Source organism: Paenibacillus sp. FSL H3-0469 (assembly GCF_038051945.1).
In the GTDB taxonomy this organism is placed as follows: domain Bacteria; phylum Bacillota; class Bacilli; order Paenibacillales; family Paenibacillaceae; genus Paenibacillus_AQ.
In genome coordinates, this window is the sequence record NZ_CP150302.1 from 951,633 (window position 1) to 974,079 (window position 22,447).

The 22,447-nt window shown below is 54.4% G+C and carries 17 protein-coding genes; 5 read left to right on the plus strand and 12 right to left on the minus strand.

Features of this window, described 5'->3' with window-relative positions; all coding sequences use genetic code 11:
• Nucleotide 1: 1 nt before the first annotated feature.
• The 10 genes from NSS83_RS04025 to NSS83_RS04070 all read right to left on the minus strand — a co-directional run bounded on the left by NSS83_RS04025 (nt 2) and on the right by NSS83_RS04070 (nt 15,008).
• Nucleotides 2-2,203 (minus strand): DEAD/DEAH box helicase, encoded by a 2,202-nt coding sequence (locus tag NSS83_RS04025; RefSeq protein ID WP_341347734.1) that lies wholly within the window; start codon nt 2,201-2,203, stop codon nt 2-4.
• The gene (locus NSS83_RS04030; protein WP_341185624.1) at nt 2,200-3,519 is read right to left on the minus strand and encodes an ATP-binding protein; all 1,320 of its coding nucleotides are present in this window, start codon (nt 3,517-3,519) and stop codon (nt 2,200-2,202) included. Before NSS83_RS04030 ends, NSS83_RS04025 begins: the two co-directional genes overlap by 4 nt.
• A 10-nt stretch (nt 3,520-3,529) precedes the next feature.
• On the minus strand, nt 3,530-5,389 hold the full coding sequence (locus NSS83_RS04035; protein WP_341347735.1) for a TerB N-terminal domain-containing protein: 1,860 nt from the start codon (nt 5,387-5,389) through the stop codon (nt 3,530-3,532).
• Nucleotides 5,390-6,126: 737 nt separating this feature from the next.
• Nucleotides 6,127-7,746, minus strand: coding sequence for a response regulator (locus tag NSS83_RS04040; RefSeq protein ID WP_341347736.1), 1,620 nt, complete (start codon nt 7,744-7,746; stop codon nt 6,127-6,129).
• Nucleotides 7,743-9,557 (minus strand): histidine kinase, encoded by a 1,815-nt coding sequence (locus NSS83_RS04045; protein WP_341347737.1) that lies wholly within the window; start codon nt 9,555-9,557, stop codon nt 7,743-7,745. The genes NSS83_RS04040 and NSS83_RS04045 overlap by 4 nt, the downstream gene beginning before the upstream one ends.
• A gap of 30 nt (nt 9,558-9,587) precedes the next feature.
• Nucleotides 9,588-10,436, minus strand: a complete 849-nt coding sequence (locus NSS83_RS04050; protein WP_341347738.1) for a carbohydrate ABC transporter permease — start codon at nt 10,434-10,436, stop codon at nt 9,588-9,590.
• A 3-nt stretch (nt 10,437-10,439) separates the two neighbouring features.
• Nucleotides 10,440-11,348, minus strand: coding sequence for a sugar ABC transporter permease (locus NSS83_RS04055; protein ID WP_341348709.1), 909 nt, complete (start codon nt 11,346-11,348; stop codon nt 10,440-10,442).
• 61 nt (nt 11,349-11,409) lie between these two features.
• Nucleotides 11,410-12,753, minus strand: a complete 1,344-nt coding sequence (locus tag NSS83_RS04060; RefSeq protein WP_341185619.1) for a sugar ABC transporter substrate-binding protein — start codon at nt 12,751-12,753, stop codon at nt 11,410-11,412.
• A gap of 187 nt (nt 12,754-12,940) precedes the next feature.
• Complete coding sequence (locus tag NSS83_RS04065) at nt 12,941-14,158, minus strand: MFS transporter (RefSeq protein ID WP_341185618.1); 1,218 nt, start codon at nt 14,156-14,158, stop codon at nt 12,941-12,943.
• Nucleotides 14,159-14,240: 82 nt separating this feature from the next.
• Nucleotides 14,241-15,008 carry a DUF1836 domain-containing protein gene (locus NSS83_RS04070; protein ID WP_341185617.1) on the minus strand — a complete coding sequence of 256 codons (768 nt, stop codon included), beginning with the start codon at nt 15,006-15,008 and terminating at the stop codon, nt 14,241-14,243.
• Between the two features lie 115 nt (nt 15,009-15,123).
• Between NSS83_RS04070 and NSS83_RS04075 the strand changes: the two genes are divergently transcribed.
• The gene (locus tag NSS83_RS04075) at nt 15,124-16,446 is read left to right on the plus strand and encodes a hemolysin family protein (RefSeq protein ID WP_341185616.1); all 1,323 of its coding nucleotides are present in this window, start codon (nt 15,124-15,126) and stop codon (nt 16,444-16,446) included.
• Nucleotides 16,447-16,819: 373 nt separating this feature from the next.
• On the opposite strand, the gene NSS83_RS04080 is transcribed toward NSS83_RS04075, so the two are convergent.
• Nucleotides 16,820-17,179 carry a VOC family protein gene (locus NSS83_RS04080; RefSeq protein ID WP_076158048.1) on the minus strand — a complete coding sequence of 120 codons (360 nt, stop codon included), beginning with the start codon at nt 17,177-17,179 and terminating at the stop codon, nt 16,820-16,822.
• 149 nt (nt 17,180-17,328) lie between these two features.
• On the opposite strand from NSS83_RS04080, the gene NSS83_RS04085 reads away from it, so the two are divergent.
• Nucleotides 17,329-18,681, plus strand: a complete 1,353-nt coding sequence (locus NSS83_RS04085; protein WP_341347739.1) for a TrkH family potassium uptake protein — start codon at nt 17,329-17,331, stop codon at nt 18,679-18,681.
• A 91-nt stretch (nt 18,682-18,772) separates the two neighbouring features.
• Here NSS83_RS04085 and NSS83_RS04090 read toward each other — a convergent pair whose 3' ends face one another.
• Nucleotides 18,773-19,054 (minus strand): hypothetical protein, encoded by a 282-nt coding sequence (locus tag NSS83_RS04090; protein WP_036695355.1) that lies wholly within the window; start codon nt 19,052-19,054, stop codon nt 18,773-18,775.
• A 162-nt stretch (nt 19,055-19,216) separates the two neighbouring features.
• On the opposite strand from NSS83_RS04090, the gene NSS83_RS04095 reads away from it, so the two are divergent.
• From NSS83_RS04095 to NSS83_RS04105, 3 genes are all read left to right on the plus strand, one after another.
• Nucleotides 19,217-20,461 (plus strand): aminopeptidase, encoded by a 1,245-nt coding sequence (locus NSS83_RS04095; RefSeq protein WP_341347740.1) that lies wholly within the window; start codon nt 19,217-19,219, stop codon nt 20,459-20,461.
• A gap of 51 nt (nt 20,462-20,512) precedes the next feature.
• Nucleotides 20,513-21,742 carry an aminopeptidase gene (locus NSS83_RS04100; RefSeq protein ID WP_341348710.1) on the plus strand — a complete coding sequence of 410 codons (1,230 nt, stop codon included), beginning with the start codon at nt 20,513-20,515 and terminating at the stop codon, nt 21,740-21,742.
• A gap of 514 nt (nt 21,743-22,256) precedes the next feature.
• Nucleotides 22,257-22,433 carry a hypothetical protein gene (locus NSS83_RS04105; RefSeq protein WP_340753439.1) on the plus strand — a complete coding sequence of 59 codons (177 nt, stop codon included), beginning with the start codon at nt 22,257-22,259 and terminating at the stop codon, nt 22,431-22,433.
• The last annotated feature ends 14 nt before the right edge of the window (nt 22,434-22,447 follow it).

A 22,447-nucleotide genomic window follows, 5' to 3' on the forward strand; every position in this document is an offset into this window, starting at 1 on the left:
ATTATGCCAGTGGCTGCTTCCACTGTTTGATCACACTGATCAGTCCAGGGACATCAAGGCCATCGAGCGAAAAGGCTTTGCGCAGCAGGTCATGCGGGATGAACTCATCATATTTGCCGAGATAAGGGGCCTCATCCGGCTTCAGGAGCGTAAGTGCATCCGTAGCCGCAGCGGTCTCGGCGATGATCTCATCCTCCAGCTTCTCTGCATCCACTTTACCGGCGACTACCATATAATACGGTTCCATCGGCACGACTGAACGCAAGCCAAGCGGCTCCTTCAGATTGTTCTTGAGCAGGCGCTCCAGCGTACGGAACTGGCGGCTGCCAGCCCACGGAAGGATGAACATGGAGTCTCCCCCGGCTGGCAGAACCGAACGTGTCAGCAGTCCGCTCTCCTTGGCAAGCCTCCGGGCACGCTCCAGTCTGGCGGCCGCGCTGGGTGCAAGGTAAGGGTACAAGGCGGTAGACCCCAACACCTCGCGGATCTTCGTCATAATCCGGGTATGGACATCTCCGCCTGCGCCGAGCCATAGGGTGTCCACTTTCCCTCGCGAGCCTTTGACATAGACAGCCTTATGGCGGTTGTCCACCTCTTCGACCTTCCACAGCTTGCCTGCCAGTGTGAAGCAGTAGCCCGGAGGCGGCACGGTGGTAATGGACCCGATCTCCTCTGTCCCATTATAGACAACATGCTCTTCATCATCTTTGAATACCGCATAGAAGCGGAAGTTGTTAACGATCTTCTCGCCCGCCATCCCGATCAGCAGGCTGCCCTCATCCATCTTCTCAATATGGCCCATGCCCAGCATGTACTCCATGAAATCATCATAATCAGCGGGATCGATGCTGCGGAAGGACGGCAGGCTCAGTACAGCCTCCTTCAGCTCCTCCGGCTCTGCTTCGCCCATGCTCTTCAGAATGCTCATCGTCTGATGATACAGGAGGCCGACCGGCAGCTGGCGAACGCTCAGCGGCTCCACCCATTTCTCGCGCACGTACAGCTCGATCACGGCAATGGCCCGCAGCAGCGTCCACGGCATGCGCGCCGGGAGCTGCGCCTCCTCGTCCTCCTCCTCGGGCGTGACGAAGATCATCTCGGAGGCGGCGTCCCCGCGCCTGCCCGAGCGGCCCAGCCGCTGCACGAAGCTCGCGCAGCTATAAGGCGCGCCAAGCTGCAGCACCCGCTCCAGCTCGCCCAGGTCAATCCCCAGCTCCAGCGTCAGCGTCGCTGCAGCTACAGCCGGCCCCGCGCCGTCACGGAGCGTGGCCTCGGTCTCCTCGCGCAGCATAGCGGAGATGCTTCCATGATGCACATGGAAGACATCCCGCTCGCCGCGCTTAGCGGCAATGCGCCGCATCTCCAGGATGGCCTCTTCGGCATCGCTGCGGCTGTTCGTGAAGATCAACGCTTTCTTGATATGCGTGTGATCGTAGATGAACCCGTAATACGCCTGTCGCGCCCGCTCCAGGTGTTCGGCCTCCTCCTCATTCCGCGCATCCGGGAACGAGAAATGCTCCACGCTCAGCCGCAGCTTGCGCCCGCCCTGCGGTGCGCTGACCTCTACGCTCTCGCGCGTGCCCGCCGCCAGCCACTCCGTGACGGAGGCGTAGTCGCTCAGCGTCGCAGAGAGGCCGACCCTCCGCGGATGACAGCCCGCCATCCGGGAGATCCGCGCCAGCTGGCTCAGCACCTGAATGCCGCGGTCCGCGCCCATGAAGGCATGAACTTCATCGATGACGATGAAGCGCAGATCATGGAACAGGGCCGGAATCGCATTCGGGCGGTTCATCAGCAGGCCCTCCAGCGATTCAGGGGTAATCTGCAGCACCCCCGAAGGGTTCTGCATCAGCTTGGTCTTGTCTGCCTGCGGCACATCGCCATGCCAGTGCCAGACCGGAATATTTCCTTCACGCAGCAGATCATTCAGCCGCGTGAACTGGTCGTTGATCAGCGCCTTCAGCGGCGCGATATACAGGATGCCTACAGATGCAGACGGACGCTCGTACAGCTCCGTAAGCGCCGGGAAGAAGGCCGCTTCAGTCTTGCCTGAGGCCGTCCCTGAAGCGATCAGCAGATGATGCGGCGTGTCAAACAGCACCCGGCAGGCATCGACCTGCGCCTCGCGCAGCGTATCCCAGCGGTTCTTGTAAATGAATTCCTTGATGAACGGGGCCAGCCGGTAGAACGGGTTATCACTCATAGGTCGAACTCCGCCAGGAAGCCGTCCAGCTCATTCTGCTCCGTCTCGGCGGGCCGCGAAGTCCGCTCTCCGACCAGCGTCTCGAATGAAAGCTCGGTATGCTGGTGTAAGGTATGCAGCAGATCCATGAAGTCCCGCACCACCTCACGTGCAGTGAGCAGTTCATCAGCTCCCAGCCGGTTGACTGCTTCTTCCATGAAATGCACCAGTTGCTCCTGCGTTAGTCTTGCTTCATAGCCGTAGTGCAGCGCGTGGATATCCCGCAGCTTCTGGAGCAGGATCAGAATCTCTTCGTGGGAGAGCATCTCCAGCGCGATAATCGGTCCTGTGTAATTATTCAGCCCGCTGCCTGCATACCGTCCGGCTACCAGCCGGGAACGCAGCGCCTCATAGCTGAATAGTCCACGCCTGTGGTCCTCCACGAACTGCGGCGTCCCGCCAACGAAGATGCCAAGCCGCTCTGCCTTCCCCTGCATCGTATCATTGAACATGGTCAGCAGCTTCTCGTAATTGCTCTGCCGCGAGATGCTGTTGGTAATCTTGTAGAGGTTCACCCCTTCATCGATGAACAGCAGCAAGCCTTTATAGCCGATGGCTCCGGTGAATTCCGCCCACAGCTTCATATAGTCATACCAGTTGTCATCATCGATAATGACACCAACGCCTAGCGCCTTCCGCGCTTCCGTACGTGTCGGGAACTCTCCCCGCAGCCAGCGCAGAGAATCCTGCTTCAGCCCGTCATCGGCCAGCTTGTGCCCGTTCCAGTAGGAAGCGAGTACCTTGGCGAAGTCGAAGCCATGCACCAGCCCGCGCATCTCGGAGGCTACCGAATAGATGCGCTGCTCAACCTCATCGCCCAGCTCCGGCGCATCGGGGCCGTAGCCCTTCTCCTGCATCACGGCCTGCTGCAGCGTCATGATCCACTTCTGCAGCATAATCTCCAGCGCCCCTCCATCCGGGCGGGTCCGGGTCGAGAGATGGCTCATCAGCTCGCGGTAGGTGGCGAGCCCTTGGCCCTTCGTGCCGACCAGCCGCCGCTCCGGTGACAGGTCAGCATCAGCAACCACGAAGTCGCGGTCCATCGCGTAGTTGCGGATGATCTGGAGCAGGAAGCTTTTGCCGCTGCCGAACTTGCCTGTAATCAGCTTGAAGGCGGCTCCGCCATCAGCGATGTTCTCCATATCGCGGAGAATCGCCTCCACCTCAGGACGGCGGCCGACAGCGATATGTTCAAGCCCGATCCGCGGCACAACTCCCGCTGTCAGCGAATTGACGAGCGCGGTGGTCATCCGCTTCGGTATTTTGAGTGGGTTCATTTTACGAAGTTCACCTCTTTATATAGTCCAGCATGGATAGACATTCTTCGGTCAGCTCTTCCCCGTCAATGATGAGGTCCCCCAGACTGTCCATGGCCAGCTCATTAATCTCATCGTAGAGCAACTCTGCCATCGTTCCTGCTCCCGCAGCCAGCCGCTGCACCTTCGCAGAACCGTCCTCCTCTGCCAGAGCCAGCACGGCCTCCCGTTGCAGCGGAGTCAGCTCTGAAGCGAACAATATCCAGCGGTCCGCTTCGCTATCAGAGGCTGGCGGCAGGGAAGCGGTTAGCTTCTGTACGGCAGACGGGGAATCACCCGAAAGCTCTTCCCGCGTGCCTCCTAACTGCTCACCCCTGGTCATACGGCCCGCCGGCTCTTCAGCTTTTGCAGAGCTATCGTAAACACTTTCCGCATTTGCTGATACCGCTGATTCAACTCTTGCATCCGCATTACTCTTTACATCTGCTGATTCAGCTCTTCCATGTACTTCTGCATCACTTTTCACATCTGCTGATCCGGTACTTTCATATGCACCTGCATCACTCTTTACATCTGCTGATCCGGCTCTTCCAGACACATCCGCATCACTTCCGATACCAGCCAATCCGGCTCCTCCAAGTGCTCCTTCAGACTCAATTATCCATTCTGCGTCATCTTCCTGACCCGGTTCCCCGGTGTCTTCCACCGTAAGCAAGGAACGCACCACCTCGGAGTCGCTTGCCAGCTGCTCCAGCTTCCGCTGGTCAATGACCACCGCCGGCCCCTTCTCTTCCTGCTCCGCCTTGCGGAATTCACGCTCCAGAAACCGGGTGACGAGATCATCCATATCGGCATCGACCCGGACATCCTTCAGTCTTCCCCGGTAGCCCATCAGCGCCCGCAGCTTGTTCTCGGTCAGCCGGAACAGGCGGGTAATCAGGCTGCGCAGCGGTGGGGACTTGCTGACCCGTATAACAGGCACAAGAACAGAATAGCCATACAGGGAGATATCGTATACCGCACTGCGGAACAAATAACGTTCACGGACAACAGGCGGGGCGGGCGGGAACATCGTGATCAGATTAGAGCCGTGCTTCCGCGCGACATAAGCATCAATTAGAGCTACAACCTGGGGAATATAACGATCCGCAGCGATTTTACCCTCGCCGGTGTAGAATTTCGACTTGCTGATATCATAGTCCGACATCACACTCAGTACCTCGATGCTAAGCTGCTCCGGGGCAGTAGACAGGCAACGGACCAGCTCAAGCTCAGCCAGATCCCCGGCCAGCCCTCGCGAACGGGCCACGATCTCCGAGAGTGAGATATCCAGCTTATGGACAAAAGAGAAATCCGCAATCCACCCGCCAAGGTACTGATCCAGACGTTTGTAACTATCGCGGTAAGCCTCCCACAGCAGATTGAGCTGACGGTAGCCTTCCTGAGGCTCATCCCAGCCCACGCCGTTAATCAGCTCATAGATATGCAGGAAGATATAAGAGAGATCGGTCTTCGGGTATCTCCCTTGCCGGACTTCATCCCGCCAGAAAAAATACCATCTGCTCTGCGCGCCGGTCATATGCCCGTAGGTGGGCCAATAGCTTTTGAACGGGACGAACAGCGCCGCAGGCTCCTTATGCTCTACAAGCTCACGTGCACGCTGAACGAACTCACTCTCAGTAGTGGTTACCGGCTCCACACTCTCTTCCATATCCCAGAGCTGGAGCTGGACTGTATCGTAACCGGAACCGGACGTCTTCTTCTTAACCGGCTCTGACTTTGGCTTCCGGCTGCCTTCATCTACAGTACCGCGCGGCGGAATCGCCACATTCTGCTCCGTACTCTCCCAGACCAGCTCCGAGAAATGCAGCCCCTGCCTGTCTTTAGCCATGCTTCATCGCCCCACCCGTATGTCTTGGTAATTCTCACATTATATCATATACCCTATGCAGCCGATGCAGCCGTTCCAGTCATGTGCAGATGGGGTTAATGCGGCTAACTCTTACTGCAACTCTGCTTCTTTCTCGATACTACTCACTTCTACTTACTTCTACTTACTTCTACTTACTTCTACTTACTCTTACTTACTCTTACTTACAGCCTCTCCCTACTACTTTACAGCAACCCACATCTACTTACTGTTATTCCCTACCACTTCCTGCTACTATTACTCCACGGCTTCTCTGCCGGACTGAGATTCCGCTATTCTGAACAGATCAGGCAAATATGACGGTCAAGCGGACTCAGAATCCCTTAATTAAACATTATCGTCTCATTTCAGGGCCGAATAATCCAAATAAGCGCTTCCCAGTCCGCTCGGGCCTCATAAAGTAGCTTTTTGAAGAAATAACGGCTTCTCAGTCCGCATCACCGCTAAAATATCCGAAGTGCCCGTCCGCATCTATGTAGTCGCACAGTCGCACAGTTGCACAGCAAAAATCCGCCTGCCCTCAGGTTTCCCGCCATAAATCAATAAAAAGACCTTGAGAGACTAACTCCTCAAGATCTTGGATGAGAGCGCCTGTCACCACACCGCAACTTGATGTAACCTGCCGGGCAATGAGAACGTTCGTTTGTGTCTCCATAAGAATATACTATACTCACCCTGCGGGCTGCAATAGCGGAGAGTCACCCCTTCAAATAATCACTAGGGCTGCGCCCGGTAATCATCTTGAACACCTGACTGAAATAGGCGGGGTTGTTGAAGCCGACCATCTCACTGATCTCATACACCATATGCTGGCCGGATTGCAGGAATTCAATGGCCCGGTCCACCCGGTACTGGTTCAGGTAGCTGACGAAATTCTCACCGCTGACCCGTTTGAACAGCTGGCTTAGATATTTCGGATGCACATGCAGCTCCTGCGCAAGGCCCATGAAGCTGATCTCCTGGGTATAGTGGGCTTCCACATAGCTTTTGACGCTCTCCACCAGCCGGTTCTTCTTGACGTTCATCTCGGTAAAAGCTGCGGTCAGGAAGGCCGGGATCATCTGGCCCATCCACTCCGTCAGGCTTCTCCAGGTATAGTAGCCCGTCACCGCCTGCAGGAATTCGGACATGCTCATAGGGGGAGTGCGGCCCGGGCAGCAGGCATTCCAGTAATACATCAGCGTAGTGAACAGCCCGACACACACCGTCTGAATATCCTGAATGTTATTCTGGCCCTCCTGCCGGAGCCTGCTGAAGATGATCTCCCAGGTCTCCCATACTTTTGAGGAATCCCTGCACAGCAGCACCTCATTCCACTCTTGGAGCAGCCTCGAATAGTCTTCCAGCGTCCACGGGTTGGTGCTTCCGCACGGCTCATAGGCATAGATGGGACTGGTCTCCTGAAACTCCGCAGAAGCAAGCGCCTCACGGCTCTCCAAGTACGAATCGATCAGTTCATGGATAGCAGGCTTGACCGACCCGATGCCGGCATAGGCCTGAAGCTGAATGTAATTCCGGATCTTATCCATCGTCTCCTGAACCACTTCCTTCAGGACGGGGATCGGTTCTCCCGCCTCACAGTCCAGCAGCAGTACCACTAGCAGATCGTCAGAGTAGTCCAGCACATGCCCCTGCACAGAGGGATGACCGGCAAGCTTGTGTTGTAGCGTCTCCCGGCAGATATTACCTGCTCCGAAGCGCAGCAGCTGCCATTCGCGTTCCTTCAGCTTATGCAGCGGCGAAGGCCGGTTAAGCTGGATGCTGGCCGCCGCCAGCCGCTGCGGGCGGGTAATCTGCAGATATCCGAGCCGTTCCTCAGAGCATTCCTCCGCACTGTAGCGGGTGGTTAGCAGCTCCATAAGCAGGCGTTCCCGCAGAAAAGGAAGCGTGCGGCCGATTTCCTGCTGATAACGCTCCTCCAGCCGCTTCTTCTGCTCTCCGGCATCCAGATCCAGCAGCACAGCGCGGAGCACAGCCTCGATCTCGTCTACCCGGGCCGGCTTCAGCAGGAAATGGCTGACGCCCCAGCGCATCGCCTGCCGGGCATTCTCGAATTCCTCGTATCCGCTAAGGATGATAACCGGCAGCTCCGGGGCCAGCTCCCTTAGCGCCTCTGTAAGCTCCAGCCCGCCCATGCCTGGCATATAGACATCGGTCATCACCAGATCGGGGGAGAGCCTGTGGAACAGCTCCAATGCTTCATGGCCGTTGACTGCTGTTCCAGCCAGGGTAAGGCCGAGCTTCTCCCAGCCCACATGTCTCGTAAGGGCTTTCAGAATATGCGGGTCGTCATCCACCAGCAGGATAGAGCGGCTCATAGCTGATCGCGCAGCAGCCGCTCCAGCTGCTCCTCCGTCTCAATGATTGGCAGCGTAATCATAGCCGCAACCCCTCTCTCCGGCCGGTTGGCCAAGTATAGTCCGTACGGTTCCCCGCAATACAGCTGAATCCGGCTCATCACATTGCGGGTACCGATGCCACTCACCTGTTCCATCGACCAGCCTTCCGCCAAGCCCCGGCCGTTATCCAGCAGCATGATTTGCAAGTAAGGCTGGCTTCCCGGTGTCTTCATCTCCCGCACCTCCAGGTGAATCTGCAAAGGGCCGGAGCCAGGCTCCCGGCTGCCATGAATAATTGAATTCTCAATCAGCGGCTGGAGAATAACCTTCGGAATGAAATAACTCCGGACCGCCGGGTCCGCAATCGACTCCGTATACTCGATGGCAATCGGCAGCCGTTCCTGCTGGATGCTCACATAACACCGCGCATGCTCCAGCTCGTCACGCAGACGAATGAGCATTCTGCCGCCGCTCAGGCCGATGCGCAGCATTTTGCCCAGCTGGGTGATCATGTAGCTGATATCCTGGGCGTCGTAATCCATCGCCTTCCAGTGAATCATATCCAGTGTGTTGTACAGGAAATGCGGCTTGATCTGGGCCTCCAGCAGTCCGGCCTGAGCCTCCCGCTTCGCGGCGCTTGCTTCCCGCTCGCTCTGCACCAGCTCCTGCAGCCGGTTCACCATGTGGTTGAAGCCGTAAGACATCTGCGTATATTCCTCCGTCAGCGACTCACTCATACTGGCCCGGAAATCTCCGCGCTCCAGCTTCCGCATCTCCTGAATCAGCCTGCGCACCGGACGGATCATATTGCGGATGAAGAAATACGCCAGCAGCGCCGACAGGAGCAGACAGAGCAGGCCGATCCCGATCACCTGCCTGTCCGCCTTACGAACCTCCTGCAGCAGCTCACGCGTCGGGATGACCTGGACCAGCCGCCAGGAGATCGTGCTCGGCCTTGAGAACAGGACGAGATAGGACTGCCCGTCCTTTTTCAGCAGCTCATAGCCTTCATTGCCCTCATACGTATGCTGGTAGAGCCAGTCTGCCTCCAGTACAGCCTTACCGGCAGAACCGCTCTCCTTGTTCACCAGCAGCAGGAGATTGCCGCTCGTATCCACCAGATGGATCTGGCCGTCCAGTACAGCAGGAATATCCTTGAACTGCTTCAGGATATCGTCGGCGGACAACCGGATATAAAGGTAGCCGATCGTTTTGCCTTCATTTCCGAACAGATGCTGGATATGGCCGATCAGATAAGGCTCGTCTTCGCCGCCGCTGCCCTCCAGGGGAACCCAGAGCGAATCCGCCTGCTTCAGCTGGGGATACCAGCTCTCGTTCTTAATCGAAGAGACCGGAAAGACAAGATCCGTCGAGCTTTGCGGCACCCCGCTGAACAAATCACTGTAAATCTCAATCGAGCTTACCCCTTCGTTCAGCACCAGCGAATGCTGGAGAATCTCCGTAATCTCCCGCCTTCTGGAGATCATCTGATACTTGGAGGCAGGCGTGTTCTCCAGCCCCTCAATCACGCTCTTGTTCGCTGCAATGGAGTAGGCGGTGCCCGACACATTGGTCATGAAGTCGAAGCCGCGCTTCGTGCTCTCATTCAGCAGCGCAAGCCTGGTCGTGCTGATCTCCCTGAAGGTTACGTCCGAGAAGGTCCGGTACGCCAGCAGGACAATGAACCCGAGAAAAATCAGATTGAACGTAATAATACTGGCTGCCATCAGCGTGGAGAGCTTGCTCCGCCTGATCCGCAGCAGCCAGGTGCCGAGCATTCTTTTTTGCATCTGCCCCATCCCTATGCTTTTCCCACGATTCTATCCTTTCAGGCCGGATGTCGCAATTCCTTCCACGAAATACTTTTGCAGCGTGATGAAGAGAATGAAGCACGGCACCAGCGACAATACCGACATGGCGAACATCGGGCCCCAATCTGACTGTGAGCTGGAGTCCAGGAACAGGCGCAGCCCGAGCGGCACTGTGTATTTCCCGATATCGCTAAGGAAGATGAGCTGGCTGAAGAAATCATCCCAGGTCCACATAAAGGTGAAAATCATCGTCGTGATCAGCGCAGGCAGCGCCAGCGGAATAATGATCCGGCTGAAGATTTGAACCGGCCCGCAGCCGTCAATCGTTGCCGCTTCGTCCAGCTCCTTCGGCAAGCCGCGGATGAACTGTACCGTCAGGAAGATGAAGAAGCCGTCCGTTGCCATCCACTTGGGCAGAACCAGCGGCGCGAAGGTGTTCACCCAGCCCAGGCTGTTAAAGAGGATGTAACGCGGGATAAGTGTCACATGCAGCGGCAGCATAATCGTCATCAGCATCAGCGCGAAGCCCAGTGCCTTGAACCGGAAATTCAGCCGCGCGAACGCATAAGCCGCCATGGAGCAGGTGATCACATTGCCGAGCACTGCGCCCAGAGAGACCAGAGCCGAATTCTGCAGGAACTTGGCGAAGGAGCTGCCCTGGAAGCCGAACCAGCCGCTGACATAATTATGGAAGTTCCACTGCCGGGGCCAGAACCAGATTTCCGAGAAAATCATATTCGCCGGCTTGAATGAGCTGCCCACCAGCCACAGCACCGGGTACAGCATAACAAAGGCGATCAGACAGATGATGAAGTGCTTGAGCCAAATGGCACTTTTCGATGCGCTGCCTGTATCCATAGCTTATTTCCCCCCATCTTCATAATGCACCCACAGCTTGCTGCTGCCGAATAGCAGGAGTGTGAATATCCCGATCAGCAGCACCAGGACCCAGGCCATCGCCGAGGCATAGCCCATCTGGAAGAAGGAGAAGCCCTTCTTGTACAGGTATAGGGAATACATCAGGGTGGAATTCACCGGTCCCCCGCTGCCGTTACTGATAATGAAGGCTTGGGTGAACGACTGGAAGGCGGTGATCGTCTGCATAATGACGTTGAAAAAGATAACCGGAGACAGCACCGGCAGCGTAATATGCAGGAATTGCCCCACCTTGCCTGCACCGTCCACCGAAGAAGCGTCATAATATTCCGGCGGCACCTGCTTCAGGCCGGACAGGAAGATGATCATCGACGAGCCGAATTGCCATACCGACAGCAGGATCAGCGAATACAGCGAGTATTTGGGATTCGATACCCAGTCAGGCGCTTGTATTCCCACCATGGCCAATAGCTGATTCAGCAGCCCGCCGCCGCCCAGCATCTTGCGCCACAGCATGGCAATGGCAACACTTCCTCCGAGCAGTGTGGGGATGTAATAGACCGTCCGGTAGATACCGAGGCCCCGTATTCCTTTGTTAAGGAGCAGGGCGACCGCCAGGGCGAACATCAGCTTCAGCGGCACCGACACGAATACGAAGATAAACGTCACCTTAAGCGACTGGATAAAGAGCGGATCTGCGGTGAGCATAGTCCTGAAATTATCCAATCCGATCCATCTGGAGCTCTCCAGAATACTGTAATCTGTAAAAGAAAAATAGAGTGAGGCCGCCATCGGCCCCAAGGTCAGGCACACCAGCCCCAGCAGCCAGGGCGACAGGAACAGGAGGGCAATCCCGTTCTGGTTGTAGCGCAGCTTTGTTTTACGCCGCTTCATGCCTGCTGGTCTATCTACTGTCATCAGATCTGCACTCAATGGCTCTCTCACTCCTCTGTATTTATTTGGCCTTGTCCAGTATGGCGTTAGAACCGGAGATGAACTGCTCGCTTACCTGCGGAATCCCGGCCTGACCGAAGGAGATCTGCTCGCTGGCGCTCTTGAAGTTCTTATCAATCTCCGAGAAGCCCTGCGGGTAAGGCGGGTCAATATCACTGGAATGCTTGGAGACCACATCGATAAAATCAAAGATTAACTGCTCCTCGGCGGTAAGCGACGGCTTCAGCTGCTCCCGGACTGCCGAATTGACCGGTACTCCCCGTTCAGCCCCCAGAATAGCAGTGCCTTCCGGGTCATTGACCATGAAGTCGATTAGCTTCGCTACCTCCTTGGGATACTTGGTCTTGGCATTCCCGGAGATGAACTGGCCGGGCTTCAGATATTCGCCGATCTTCTGCTCCCCTTCCATATGCGGAATCACCTGCATCTTCAGCTTCTGGCTCTGATCCTTCAGCACATTCTGATAGGTAATCAGCTGGTTGGACCAGGCGAAATCAAGGGCGGACTGGCCAACGGACAACGGCCGGGTCTCCAGAGCATTCGTCATCGCGGCAGTCACCTCTGCCGTTGTAGCACCGCCGCTGTCCCGCAGCCCCTGCCAGTAATTGAACCATTCATCGATGACCTCCTTGGAGAACCCGAGCTTGTTCCCGGCGAACAGACCGCTCCCGTTCTGGCGGACGAATACCTCGAAGATGTTCGTGGTGCCCGAAATATCCGGCGTCCCATAGTAGCCGTCGCCCTTCTTCTTAGCAATCGCATTCGCCATCTCCGCAAAATCCTTCCACGTCCATGACTCCTGCGGCTCCGCAATTCCCAGCTCCTGAAGCACAGAAGCATTATAGATCACGCCGGGAGCGTTCACTCCAAGGGTAACGGCATAGAGTTTGCTATCGATGCTTCCGGCCGAGAGCATACTGCTGTCATGCCCCTCCGTCCGCAGCGTTCCATCCTGGGTATAGGGCGTCAGATCCAGCAGGGTGCCGCGCTTGGCGTAATCGGACAGGAACGCATAGTCCATCTGAATGATATCCGGAGCATTCGAGCCTGCCACCTGAGTAGACAGCTTATCGAAATAGCCGTCCCAGCCGGAATATTCCGGCTTAATCGTGATGCCCGGATTCTTCTCCTCGAAGCGCTTGATCATCTTGGTGGTCAGATCGTGGCGTGTCTGTGAGCCCCACCAGGTCATACGCAGCTCGATTGCAGGTGCCGAACCCTCTGTCTTGGATGAAGCCTTGGCTCCGTCCGGTGCATTCGCACCGCCGGATGAGCATGCAGCCGTAGTCATCAGCAATATAGAGCTTAGAAGCAGTCCAAGTCCTTTAGTCCCCTTGATTGTCATCTGTTGCCTCCTCAAATTTGTGAAGTAAGCGGTTACATAAATGATTATACGGAACGCTCTGCATAGGGTAAATCCAGAAAAGTAAGGGGTTATATCAAATAAGTAAGACAAAAGCCAGCCGGAATCTTCCGGCTGGCCTGTTAGTCCTGGTTAGTTCTGTTAAGTATGAATCTGTTCCGTAAGCAGTTTACTCAAGCTCCAGTCCCTTCGTTTCCTTCCCCAGGAACAGCACCGCCAGGGCTCCGATTACAATCGTAACGAAGAAGATCATGAAGATGGAGCCGATCCCGACCGTCTTGCCGACCATCAGCCCGACCAGCGTTGGGGCAATAATGCCGCCAATCCGCCCAAAGGAGGTGGCGAGTCCGGCACCAGTGGAACGGATCTTAGTCGGATACAGCTCAGGCGTGTACGCGTACATCCCGCCCCAGGCTCCCAGGTTGAAGAACGACAGACAGATCCCGGCAGCCATCAGCATACCCTCGGTTGTTGAATTCCCGAACCAGGCCGCGCTGACGGCTGTCAGCAAGAGATAGATGACCAGTACGAATTTGCGGCCGTATTTCTCGATGAAATAGGCGGCGGTGAAGTACCCCGGCAACTGGGCGAGTGTCATGATCAGCACATACTCGAAGCTTTTGACCAGACTGAAGCCCTTCAGCACCATTACCGTCGGCAGCCACAGGAACATTCCATAATAAGAGAAGACCACGGTGAACCACAGAATCCACAGCATGATGGTCGAGCGGCGGTACTCTGCCGACCAGACTGCCGCTACACGCTTCTTCAAGGGCACTGGAGGAGCTTTCTTGATCTCCGCGAACTTCGGTGAGTCATCGATTGCCCTGCGCAGATAGAGCGCATATAGCGCCGGTACCGCCCCAATGGCGAAGGCGACCCGCCAGCCGTAATCCGGAATGACGAAGTACGCAATCAGCGCCGACAGAATCCAGCCGAGCGCCCAGAAGCTCTCGAGCAGCACCACAGCCCGGCCTCTCTCCTTGACCGGCATGCTCTCGGATACCAGTGTAGAAGCCACCGGCAGCTCTCCGCCCAGCCCGAAGCCGGCAATGAAGCGCAGTACGCACAGTACTGCATAGCCTGCGGCGAAGGCCGACAGTCCGCTTGCAATTGAGAAGATCAGCAGCGTCCAGAGCAGCACCGATTTGCGGCCGAAGCGGTCCGCCATAATCCCGGCTGCAGCTGCACCGACGGCCATTCCCACTGAGTTAATGCTGGTTAAATAGCCGATTTTCTCCGGTCCCAGCGACCATTCCTTGGCAAGTGCAGCCACGACGAACGAGATCATCCCTACATCCATCGCGTCGAACATCCAGCTTAGACCTGCACTGAAGAGCAGCTTCCGCTGCTTCGGATTCTGCAGCAGCGACATTTGATTCCACATGACTTAAGGCCCCTCTCCCCTGATTCCCGCTAATCCAATCATTCCTGACTAGTATCACTTACACATTCTAGAAGCGGATGGTTCAAAAATCAAGGAATAACACCGCATTGAAATATTGCCGGGCCATCGCCTGAAAATAACAGGTTTGCACCGAGATCGCAGCGATCAGCAGCATATTCTGCACCGCATCCCGCTGCCCTCTGCTCAAGTGGCTGAGCCGCTTCATCATTTTGTCCATGGCCGATTTGATTCCGCTGTCCGATTTCCACTGATATTCCTTGGGATTCCCGGTCAAAGCCTGTCCCTCAGCCGGCACCGGGGAACGGCTCTTAATCTCCTCGAACAGCTCCGCATACCCGTGATACAGCTGTGCCGGTTCCACCAGATCATCGTCATCACGTTCAGGCGCCAGGAACAGCATACGGAAGAGCTGCCTTATGCTCTCGAAATCAAGCGCCGCCTTCAGATCATCTATTATAAATAGAAGGGCCGCCTGATTAATGGAGTACTTCTTCCCTTCACGCGGGGACCCGAGATATTCCTTGAAATCGCGCTTTACCCAATTCTGCATAGCAGAGACGGATAATGTGGAATACTCAATCAGACCGCCAAGCGAAGCAATTTCACCCAGGGACAGCCCTTTGACGCCGGTACCTTTAATCAGTTTTTGCAGAATCGGGGGGATATCCGTAGACAGAAAAGCGGGCAGACTTGTCCCCTCCCGCACCTCGTCGCGGTGGAACTTCGTCCAGGCTTCCTGCAGAATATGGAGCGGCTTCCGCTCCGAGTTTGGCCCTAGAGACAGTAATAGTCCGGACATCTCTATCCGGCTAAGTGTAAAAGCTTCCATAGCTGGCAACCCTCCACCATTTGATATTCTACTGAAAAGTTCGTACAATAGGTTCATAAGAACTCATAATATGAGTATAACCTATTTTAGGGACGAAAGGGATGGTAAAGATTATATGGGTATAGGACTTAGTTTGACGCTCGTGGCAATTTTGATTATTTTAACCGCATTTTTTGTAGCGACGGAGTTTGCAGTAGTGAGATTACGGGGAAGCCAGGTCAGCCAAATGGTGCTGGACGGCAAGAAGAACGCACTGGCAGTACAGCGGGTAGCCGCTAACCTGGACGGATATTTGTCCGCCTGCCAGCTCGGTATCACGATTACTGCACTCGGGATCGGGGCATTGGCAGAGCCTGCTTTTGAGCAGCTGCTCATTCCATTGTTTGATCTGGCTGGTGTGAGCCACAACGTTAGTAAGCCCATTGCTTTTGCTTTGGCCTTCATTATCGCCACCTTCCTCCACGTCGTGGTCGGAGAGCTTGCACCGAAGACCGCCGCTATTAATATTCCGGAGAAAATTGGTCAGATTACCGCACCGCTGATTATTTGGTTCTACAGAATATTGTACCCTTTGATTTGGATTATGAACGGTTCCGCCAACCTGCTCGTCCGTATGTTCGGCATGAAGCCTGCCAGTGAACACGGCGACGCGCACAGCGAAGACGAGATCCGCCTGATCCTGTCCGAGAGCTATGAGAGCGGCAAAATCAACAAAGCGGAATACGGTTATGTTAACCGGATTTTCACCTTTGATGAGATGCTCGCCAAGGAAATTATGGTTCCCCGGACAGATATGGTATGCCTGTTCACCGATCATTCGCTGCAGGAGAACATTGATATTATCCGCAAGGAGCAGTACACCCGCTTCCCTGTAGCTGACGGCAGCAAAGACAATATCATTGGTATGATCAATACCAAGCAGCTCTACCTGCAATACGACAACAATCCTGATTTCGATTTCAAAAGCCTGATCCTGCCGCTGGTAACTGTATCGGAAGTTACGCCAGTGAAGACCCTGCTGACCCGTATGCAGAAGGAGCGCGTCCATATCGCCCTGCTGCTGGATGAATACGGCGGCACCTCCGGCCTGATTACGATTGAGGACATTCTGGAGGAGATCGTCGGTGAGATCCGCGATGAGTTCGACGAGGATGAGCGCCGCAATGTGGAGAAGCTGAGCGACACTCATTATCTGTTCGACGGCAATGTCTCTCTGCTGGAGGTCAAGGATCTTACCGGACTTGATTTCCATGATGAGGAAGTCACCACAATCGGCGGATGGCTGTACAGTCACCTGGAAGAGCCTGTGGTCGGCAAAAGCCATCAATACGAGCATGTCACCCTGACCGTCCGTGAGATGAACCGCCACCGTATCCGCAAGGTGGAGATCCTGATCGATCTTCCGGTCTCTGAAGATTCGGATGCTCACAACGAGTAAATCGTATAGATAAGCTGAAATAAATAAGGCGCTCCCCTTGAGTTACTGGGGAGCGCCTTACTTATTGTACATGATGGGGCGTGAAATGGGACTTAGTTGGATTTATTCCACTTGCTGGTGAACGAATCCAGGCCACTAAACCAGCAGTTGGATAAACAACACTTAAATCTGCTCATTTCACCCGCAGTGGTTAAATCAACTATATTTGATGTTGTTTTTCCACTTATTTAAGTTTATTGACCCATATTAGCAAAACCAAGATACACTTTTCCACTTATATATTGCTGGTAGCGTTTTTCGTCCCAATCCGTTCGACATGTCTGCTTTTCATCCTATAATTAATGTCATTAACAAATATAATTAACCCGATTAACTAAGTGACAGAGCGGCAGATCATCAGCACATTTCCGTCCGGGTCCTTGAAGTTAAACCAATGGTCATTCTCAATATCCGTAAGGATCTCCGCTCCGCTGGCTTTGACATAATCATAGGCGGCGTCTATATCCTCTGTAAGCAGATGGAAGGTCGGTACCTTCAGTACGGCTTCGGCTGTGAATATAATGCTGTCCAGCACGATCCCCGGTCCCTGCATCGGCACATCGTACAGATGCCCGAATAATACCTCGCCGTCCAGCGGCAGCCCCAGCAGGCTGCAATACCAGTTCTTGGACCTTTCGATATCACTAACCGGAATGAAGACAGCGCCAACCTGATTGCGTATCGGACTTGTCACAGCAGTATAGCCTCCTCATATAAGTGCAAGTTGTTGAATCCTATAGCCTATAATGATTTCGATAAAATATGTCAATATCCTGCCTGCTTAGTGAAGGGAATAGAAGTTATGCTATAATCTTGTCAGATCCTATCCCTATTGTCAGGAGAATGAACTTGGCTAACCTTTTCTTTGGGCATCTGAAGCTGACACCGCCCAAAATCCTATCCCTCGGCTTCGTGGTGCTGATCGCTGCCGGAACCCTGCTGTTATCGCTGCCCGCTGCTTCTACGGGCGGAAGAATCTCTTTCATTGATGCGCTGTTCATGGCAACCTCGGCGACCTGCGTAACCGGTCTTGCCGTTATCGACACGGGAACACAGCTTTCGACCTTCGGACAGATCGTGCTCCTTGTACTGTTCCAGTTCGGCGGTCTCGGCTTCGTGACGATGGCGACACTAATCACCCTGGTGCTGAACAAACGAATCTCATTGAAGGAACGCCTCTTGCTGCAGGAATCCATGAACCAGAACTCCATGCAGGGGATCGTAAAGCTAATCCGCCGGGTTCTAATCTATTCCCTGGTGATTCAGCTGACCGGGGCCATTCTGCTGGCTGCCCGATTTGTAGTGGATATGCCGGTAGGCAAAGCAGCTTATTATGGACTATTCCATAGCATCTCCATCTTCAACAACGCAGGCTTCGATTTGTTCGGCGATATTCACGGGCCGTTCAGCGGATTAACCCGGTATGTAGAAGATCCTGTTGTGAATATTACCTCTATGCTGCTGATCTTTCTGGGCGGAATTGGCTTCATCGTCTTATCCGATGTGATCGATTATCCCAAGCGTAAGCGGCTGATGCTGCATTCGAAGGTTGTGCTGGCGACCTCAGCCGTGCTGATTCTGGTCGGAGCTATAATCTTCTTCTGGCTGGAGCTGAACGCTACACTGAAGCCGCTGCATGCCGGAGGCAAGATTATGGCCTCCTTCCTGCAAGCTATTACGCCCCGTTCCGGCGGTGTGACAACCATCGAGATTCCGCTGCTGCGTGAATCTACCCAGTTCCTGATGATTCTGCTGATGTTCATCGGGGCGGCTCCCGGCTCTACCGGCGGCGGAATCAAGATTACCACCTTTGCCATTCTGGCCAGCACCGCCTACGCCAAACTGCGCGGCAAAGAGGATATTGTAATGTTCCGCCACCGGATCTCGAAGGAGAATGTATACAGGGCTATTACCATGACCTTACTCTCCCTGATGCTGGTGGTTATCTCCACGATGCTGCTGTCCGTAACAGAGCGCGCAGATTTCCTGAGCGTATTGTTCGAGGCGGTGTCTGCTTTCGGCACCTCAGGCATCACCATGGGACTGACCACAGAGCTGACCACGATAGGCAAGGTGCTGGTGATCATTCTTATGTTCGTAGGCCGGACCGGACCGCTTACCCTGGCCTATGCGCTCAAGCCGAAGAACAGCAAGGAGCTGTACCGTTACCCGGAAGGCAATATCACCATCGGCTAAAGGCCGGCGACTATTCATTAAAAATGCGACCCTGCCCGTCCAAGGCAATCTGCCGGGACGAGGGGTCGCATTGTTATATCCGCAAGTAAGCCTAAGCTTCCTCTTCCGGGATCTCTTGGGTATCCAGCGCTGCATCCAGCAGCTGATTGTACAGATCATCGTCATTCTCCAGCAGCGCATCCACTTCCAGGAACTGCTCCTCACTCCCCGGCTCACCGGCGAAGCTCAGGCTGTAATCCCATTCGGTTCCACGGGAACTGTAGAAAGTAATCTCATAAGGGGAACGGTGATTCTCTAATGTAAAGACCGTTCTCCCCACAAAACTTCTATCCTCTACGCGTTTCATTTCTGCTTTGGTGATTTCCAGGTTCATCCTCTTTCCTTCCTTTCATCTGATCATGCCCACAATATCCAGTATAACATTGATATGTCAGCATTTCTCTTTCCTTTTGCGCTGTAATTGACTTTTTTCATCCGGCGGTTAATAATTTAGTACAATGCTTATACAGAGCTAAAAATTATGGTAATGGAGGAAATGTCAATGACTGAAACAGAGCTTCAGGACAAGCTAAGTAAATACGCTGATTTAGCAGTACAAATCGGTGTGAATGTTCAGCCGGGACAAATCCTGGTCGTGAACGCCCCGATCACTGCGGCCGAGTTCGTCCGCCTGATTACGGCCAAGGCCTATGCCCTCGGCGCAAGCCAGGTTAAGGTGAACTGGAGTGACGAGTTCATCACCCGCCAGCAGTTCGAGCATGCGTCGCCCGAAGTATTTACCAAGGCCCCAACCTGGTTTGCCGGTGAAATGACCGAGTTTGCCGAGAACGGTGCCGCCTTCCTGTCGGTCATTGCTGAGAACCCGGATGCCCTCAAAGGCATTGATCCTGAGCGGATTGCGAACTTCCAGAAGACTCGTGGGGCAGCGCTTACGAAATACCGCGAATTGCAGATGTCCGACAAGGTTAGCTGGAGTATTGTAGCGATCCCGTCCCAGCCGTGGGCAGACAAGGTGTTCCCTGACGTTCCTGCTGACCAGCGTGTAGACAAGCTGTGGGAAGCTATCTTCCATACCGTCCGTCTGGACCGTGAGGACCCTGTTGCCGCCTGGCAGGAGCATCTCGACACACTGGAGTCGAAGGCTAATGTTCTTAACGCGAAAAAGTACGCCAGCCTGCATTACATAGCCCCTGGAACTGACCTTAGCATCGAGCTGCCTGAAGGCCATTTATGGGCACAAGGGGACAGCATCAATGCCAAAGGTCATTCTTTTGTCGCCAACATGCCGACCGAGGAAGTGTTCACCGCTCCCAAGAAAACCGGTGTTAACGGTACGGTCCGCAGCACGAAGCCGCTCAGCTACGGCGGAAATGTGATTGACGGCTTCTCGATTACTTTTGAACAGGGCCGGATTACCAGTGTGAGCGCTGAGCAGGGCCAGGAAGCCCTCGAATATCTGATCAGTCTGGATGAAGGCGCCAAATATCTGGGGGAAGTCGCGCTGGTGCCGCATAAGTCGCCGATCTCGGAATCAGGAATTCTCTACTTCAATACCTTGTTCGACGAGAATGCCTCCAACCATCTGGCTATTGGTACCGCCTATGCCTTCTGTCTGGAAGGCGGCAAAGAAATGAACCAGGATGAACTGACCGCCCGCGGCCTCAACAACAGTGTGACCCACGTTGACTTCATGATCGGTTCAGCCGAGATGGATATCTACGGAATTACCGCTGACGGTACGCGCGAACCGGTCTTCCAGAAGGGCAACTGGGCCTTCTAAAACCCTTATATGCCATTGCATTTCATCAGATAACGAATGGAGCTGAAGCTATTGCTGGATTTCAACCAAAAGCTGGAGAATTACGCACTGCTCGCTGTAAAGATCGGCGTTAATATTCAACCCGGCCAGACCCTTGTCGTAAACGCGGATATCGTATCGGCTGAGCTGGTCCGCCTGATTGTACGCCAGGCCTATGAAGCAGGTGCGAAGCTCGTCAAGGTTAATTATTCCGATGAATTCGTCACCCGTACCCGTTATGATCTCGCGCCGTCCGAGAGCTTCCTTGAGCCGCCGAAGTGGCAGGCTGATGAGCTGGAGGATCTGGCACGGGGCGGAGCAGCGTTCCTGACAATCATCTCAGCGAATCCGGACTTGCTAAGCGGTGTAGATGCAAGCCGCATTGCGGACCATCAGAAGACCGCCGGTCAAGCTATGGCTCCTTACCGTGAGATGCTGATGGCTAATCAGGTCAGCTGGACCGGCCTCGCCTTCCCATCCGCTTCCTGGGCTGCGAAGGTATTCCCTGACGCCGCGCCTGAGCAGCAGATTGACCTGCTCTGGGACGCCATCTTCAAGGCTGTGCGTGCAGACCAGGAGAATCCGGTGCAGGCCTGGAGTGTCCATCTGGCCGGCCTGAAGCAGCGCTGTGAACTGCTGAACGCCAAGAAATACCGCAAGCTGCACTACACGGCTCCGGGCACTGATCTGACAATCGAATTGCCTGAAGGCCATATCTGGTGTCAGGCCGGTGCGGTGAACAGCCGCGGCATGTCCTTCCTGGCGAACATTCCGACCGAGGAAGTGTTCACCGCTCCGTTGAAGAGTGGTGCGAACGGCACGGTCCGCAGCACGAAACCGCTCAGCTATGGCGGCAACATCATCGACCGCTTCAGCCTGACTCTTGAGAATGGTAAAGTTACAGACTTCACCGCTGAAGTGGGCCAGGAAGCCTTGGCTTCACTACTGGCTATGGATGAAGGTGCCGCCTACTTCGGTGAAGTGGCGCTTGTGCCTTTCCACTCCCCCATCTCGGAAAGCGGCATTCTCTACTACACCACCTTGTATGACGAGAATGCTTCCTGCCATCTGGCACTCGGCGCTTCCTATGCCTTTACCTTGCAGGACGGCATTACCATGACTAAGGAACAGCTAGTGGACAAGGGCATGAACCAAAGCCTCACCCATGTCGACTTCATGATGGGCTCCCCGGAGATGAACATCGACGGAATTGCCGATGACGGCTCCACCGATCCGATCTTCCGTAATGGAGACTGGGCGTAAGCTTAATTAGTGTACTATAAAAGAGTCCCCGCTATTTCCTCTTGAGGAATATGGCGGGGTCTTTGTGTTTTCTAGCGGGACTTTTCCCCTGTGAGTTCTATGCGGTGAGAGTGCTATGAGATTTAATAAGTGAGTGGCTGATTGCACTTTCTGCAATAGAATTCACGGAAACTACGGTTAAAACACCTTCTGCTGTATTTTGTACAACAGATTTCCGGATTTCAGCTCCAACCCCCCGTTTTCTCAAAATTCTAGTGTATAAAGTGCAATAGATTCATTTTTTCGGCGAAATTAGCACTCATCTAATGTATAAAGTGCAACCGGAGGTGAAGTTAAGTGGGTCAATGCAACCAAACAGCCCAAATGTGAACATTTAGTCAAAGAATTTTCACAATATTGTTGAATTTAGTTCACAAATATGTCACAATACAATTATAGATAGTGTTTACAGTGCCAAATGAGGAATGTTTTAGTCCTCGAGTAATCTCATGAATAATCTAAGGAGGGAATTCTGATGAAAGAATCTTTCAATCATGACAACACGGATTCTACGGAAACAGAACGTCTGGAAGTCCAGGCTCCCAAAGACTTAAGTATCGTTGCCTCCGACGCCATCAAATACACCGCCTACATCATGCTGCTGTTCGGATTCCTGTACTTCCTGGTTGCCTACCTTGGCCCTATGCTGTAATGCTGCTTCACAAT

Excerpts from the sequence above, each read along its gene's own strand:
- NSS83_RS04025 (WP_341347734.1), bottom strand. The coding sequence starts at position 2,203 with ATGAGTGATAACCCGTTCTACCGGCTGGCCCCGTTCATCAAGGAATTC.
- NSS83_RS04030 (WP_341185624.1), bottom strand. The coding sequence starts at position 3,519 with ATGAACCCACTCAAAATACCGAAGCGGATGACCACCGCGCTCGTCAAT.
- NSS83_RS04035 (WP_341347735.1), bottom strand. The coding sequence starts at position 5,389 with ATGGCTAAAGACAGGCAGGGGCTGCATTTCTCGGAGCTGGTCTGGGAG.
- NSS83_RS04040 (WP_341347736.1), bottom strand. The coding sequence starts at position 7,746 with ATGAGCCGCTCTATCCTGCTGGTGGATGACGACCCGCATATTCTGAAA.
- NSS83_RS04045 (WP_341347737.1), bottom strand. The coding sequence starts at position 9,557 with ATGCAAAAAAGAATGCTCGGCACCTGGCTGCTGCGGATCAGGCGGAGC.
- NSS83_RS04050 (WP_341347738.1), bottom strand. The coding sequence starts at position 10,436 with ATGGATACAGGCAGCGCATCGAAAAGTGCCATTTGGCTCAAGCACTTC.
- NSS83_RS04055 (WP_341348709.1), bottom strand. The coding sequence starts at position 11,348 with ATGAAGCGGCGTAAAACAAAGCTGCGCTACAACCAGAACGGGATTGCC.
- NSS83_RS04060 (WP_341185619.1), bottom strand. The coding sequence starts at position 12,753 with ATGACAATCAAGGGGACTAAAGGACTTGGACTGCTTCTAAGCTCTATA.
- NSS83_RS04065 (WP_341185618.1), bottom strand. The coding sequence starts at position 14,158 with ATGTGGAATCAAATGTCGCTGCTGCAGAATCCGAAGCAGCGGAAGCTG.
- NSS83_RS04070 (WP_341185617.1), bottom strand. The coding sequence starts at position 15,008 with ATGGAAGCTTTTACACTTAGCCGGATAGAGATGTCCGGACTATTACTG.
- NSS83_RS04075 (WP_341185616.1), top strand. The coding sequence starts at position 15,124 with ATGGGTATAGGACTTAGTTTGACGCTCGTGGCAATTTTGATTATTTTA.
- NSS83_RS04085 (WP_341347739.1), top strand. The coding sequence starts at position 17,329 with ATGAACTTGGCTAACCTTTTCTTTGGGCATCTGAAGCTGACACCGCCC.
- NSS83_RS04090 (WP_036695355.1), bottom strand. The coding sequence starts at position 19,054 with ATGAACCTGGAAATCACCAAAGCAGAAATGAAACGCGTAGAGGATAGA.
- NSS83_RS04095 (WP_341347740.1), top strand. The coding sequence starts at position 19,217 with ATGTCAATGACTGAAACAGAGCTTCAGGACAAGCTAAGTAAATACGCT.
- NSS83_RS04105 (WP_340753439.1), top strand. The coding sequence starts at position 22,257 with ATGAAAGAATCTTTCAATCATGACAACACGGATTCTACGGAAACAGAA.